4 protein-coding genes are annotated in these 2,931 nt (G+C 44.0%); 2 read left to right on the top strand and 2 right to left on the bottom strand.

Annotation, left to right across the window (positions count from 1 at the left end; genetic code table 11):
- The first annotated feature begins 206 nt into the window (after positions 1-206).
- Positions 207-497, top strand: a complete 291-nt coding sequence (locus F6K51_RS35830; protein ID WP_293030562.1) for a hypothetical protein — start codon at positions 207-209, stop codon at positions 495-497.
- On the opposite strand, the gene F6K51_RS38800 is transcribed toward F6K51_RS35830, so the two are convergent.
- Positions 382-654 carry an ARC6/PARC6 family protein gene (locus tag F6K51_RS38800; RefSeq protein WP_365940586.1) on the bottom strand — a complete coding sequence of 91 codons (273 nt, stop codon included), beginning with the start codon at positions 652-654 and terminating at the stop codon, positions 382-384. The genes F6K51_RS35830 and F6K51_RS38800 overlap by 116 nt on opposite strands.
- Positions 655-862: 208 nt before the next feature.
- Between F6K51_RS38800 and F6K51_RS35825 the strand changes: the two genes are divergently transcribed.
- On the top strand, positions 863-2,509 hold the full coding sequence (locus tag F6K51_RS35825; protein WP_293030559.1) for a transposase: 1,647 nt from the start codon (positions 863-865) through the stop codon (positions 2,507-2,509).
- Between the two features lie 222 nt (positions 2,510-2,731).
- Here the strand turns inward: F6K51_RS35825 and F6K51_RS35820 are convergent.
- On the bottom strand, positions 2,732-2,931 hold a 200-nt coding region (locus tag F6K51_RS35820; protein ID WP_293030556.1), incomplete at its 5' end, for a hypothetical protein.

Genomic DNA, 2,931 nt, shown 5'->3' with positions numbered 1-2,931 from the left:
TGTGTAAGCATTCAGCGGTCAGCGGTCAGCGGTTGGCCAGTGGCTGACCGCTGATAACTGATATAGTAATCAGTATTAGTTATGTTATTTAGGAAAGGGAGTAGGGAGTAGGGAGTAGGGAGTAGGGAGTAGGGAGTAGGGAGTAGGGAGATGAAACTTGAAGGTATATTATAAGTATAAATAACCCTATATAGTTATTTAGTGTGTTGTTTTTTGCGATTGACCTTGGCCAAAGGCCTCAGCTTCCGCGCTTATGCGATCGCGTTTTTGATTCTCAGAGGGCGATGCATCTAGCAACTGGGTTTCTAATCAATCACTTGCTTAGACAGCATCTCTGGCACCAGTATCAATCAGTAGCGTTGCTGACTATTATTCCGGGAACTACTCAACAATCTTGTACTCTGCTATCTTCCATTCTCCCTCTTCCTGATGAAGGGTGTAGCGAATTACGCTGGTATCAAAGGCAGTGTGTTTATCCCTACTGGGTTTACCATTGACGTAGAGAGTACGGTCTTCACTGATCGTTACTTCAATGGTGGCGCAATCGCCACTAGCAGCAAATTTATTAACCTGATCAATACTTTGGACGCCATAGGTATAGTAAGCGTTCTTGTTCTCTAGCCGGTAGTGATAAAGATGTAGTGATTTTGCTATGGTCTAATACCAAATCCTGTTCCCAAACCCCCCTTATCTGCATAGCCATAGATTCCTGGCATACAAAGATTTGGTCGATTTTTATAAAGGGGTTTTGACAAACGGATTTAGTATAATGGTAACTTCTCAATAACCGCTGTGGGGTGAAAGAGATAGGTATAGAGTTAGCCCCCTTGTCAAGAGTGCATAAATCTGGTTAAACAAAGGTATGCTAGAAAACTCTGTGCAAGTAAAAAATGAGCAACTCAGCGACCTTCATGAGGTCGAGGAGCTGCGTGCGCTTGTCAGACAACAGGCTGAAACGATAGCAGAACTAGCCAAGCACAATCAAGAGTTAAGCAAGCGCATCCGTGAATTGGAGGAAGAGTTACGAGCGAAAAAGAAACTGAATAAAAAACCCCAACTCAGTGCGAGTAAGCTCAATCAAGGGAAGCAGCTAGAACTTAAGCAAAGGAAAGGTAAACGTCCGGGTTCAGCTAAACGGAGTAAGAAAGATAGCTTCGTGGTGGACACCGAATGGAAAATAGAACCCTCTCAACTGCCAGTTGGGGCAAAATTTAATGGATACCGAGAATATGATGTTCAAGAACTTCGCATAGAAAGAAATAACATCCGCTTCTTGTTAGCCGAATATGTGTTACCAGGTGGAGGGGTAATTAGTGCTCAATTACCGCCACAGTATCAGAATACAGGACATTATGGCCCGCAACTAGTGGGATATATCTTGCACCAGTACTATCACAATCGAGTGACGCAACCTTTGATTCATGAGCAGCTACTGGAATGGGGTATCGAGATATCGGTTGGTCAAATCAATTCTATCCTCAGCGCAAAAATAGATGTGTTTCACACTGAACAGGCATCGGTTTTAGGGGCAGGATTAGAATGCTCAGAGTATGTTCACACCGATGATACCGGAGCACGACACAGTGGGAAGAACGGGTATTGCACGGTGATTGGTAATGAATGGTTTACTTTCTTTGCGAGCACCCCCCAGAAGACTCGACGCAACTTCTTATCGGTATTACAAGGCAATGCCCCGATTTATGTACTCAATCAGGATGCCCACCAATATTTAGCTTCCTATAAGTTAGCCGACAAGCATATGAACCGATTGAGTTTTGGTTCAACGGTGCTAGGGAATAGCCCTGAGCAATGGCAGGACTATTTAGACTCTATTGGCATTGTGCAGACCAAAGTAGCACAGAGGGTCACCGAAGCCGCTCTGCTGGGTGGATTAATCGAGAGTGGCATTAACCGAAAATTGCTGATTCTCTCAGATGGAGCCAGACAGTTCAATATTCTCATTCATGGGTTGTGTTGGGTTCATGCTGAACGAATCATCCGCAAATTAGAGGGGAGTACCGCTGAATTTCGAAACAACATTGAGGAAGTCCAAAGCCTTCTATGGGAGTACTACCAACAGTTAAAAGCCTATCAAGATCACCCGAGTGCCGACCAACAAGAGTACCTATCTGCTCGGTTTGATGAAATCTTTGGTCGGTGTTATCTGCACCACCCCACTCTGAGCAACGCATTGAACCAATTTAGACAAAACAAGGAGCAATTGCTTCGGGTGCTCGACAAACCCAATATCCCTTTGCACAATAATGCCGCCGAATCTGACATCAGAGAATTTGTGACCCGTCGAAAAATCAGTGGTGGCACTCGCTCTGAGGCCGGACTTCAAGCCAGAGATACCATGATTGGTCTGAAAAAGACCTGTCGCAAATTAGGGATTTGTTTTTGGGCGTATTTACTGTCCCGCTTGCGAGGGGATGACAAAATCCCCCCCTTACCAGATTTGATTCGACAAAAGGCTATAGAGCATCGACTGGTGGGTAGCCCTGCCTGATAAATTGCTGATCCAATTTGTCAACCAGCGGTTATTGAGAAATTGCAGTAATTGGGAAGGATCAAGGATAAAGCTCCATCAAGTATTTCCTAATACTGGATACTTAGGTGCGCTCTTACCATTAAGAATTCAATTCGCCACGGGTCGCACCTGAAGGAAATCCTACTAATCAAAATCGTTATGACTATGATATATTATTTGTAAAGGTTCGTAAATAATCAATTAGATTTGATACCATTTGTGTGGTTGGTTACAGATCATGGTCTGGCCATGAAAATCGGATATTGGGTAGATCATTTTCTTATCCATGAACTCCCTCTCAAGATGTATGTATTTAGCCAGCACTTTGAGAAATAGTATGGGTAGCACGGTTTGAGGTGACCACCACTTGATCAGCAATCTGTAGCCAACTGACACCCTAC

The sequence above is a fragment of the Moorena sp. SIO3I8 genome (assembly GCF_010692325.1).
Classification (GTDB): Bacteria; Cyanobacteriota; Cyanobacteriia; order Cyanobacteriales; family Coleofasciculaceae; genus Moorena.
The sequence above is the reverse complement of the archived record's forward strand: the minus strand, read 5'-3'. Positions and strand labels throughout refer to the sequence as shown.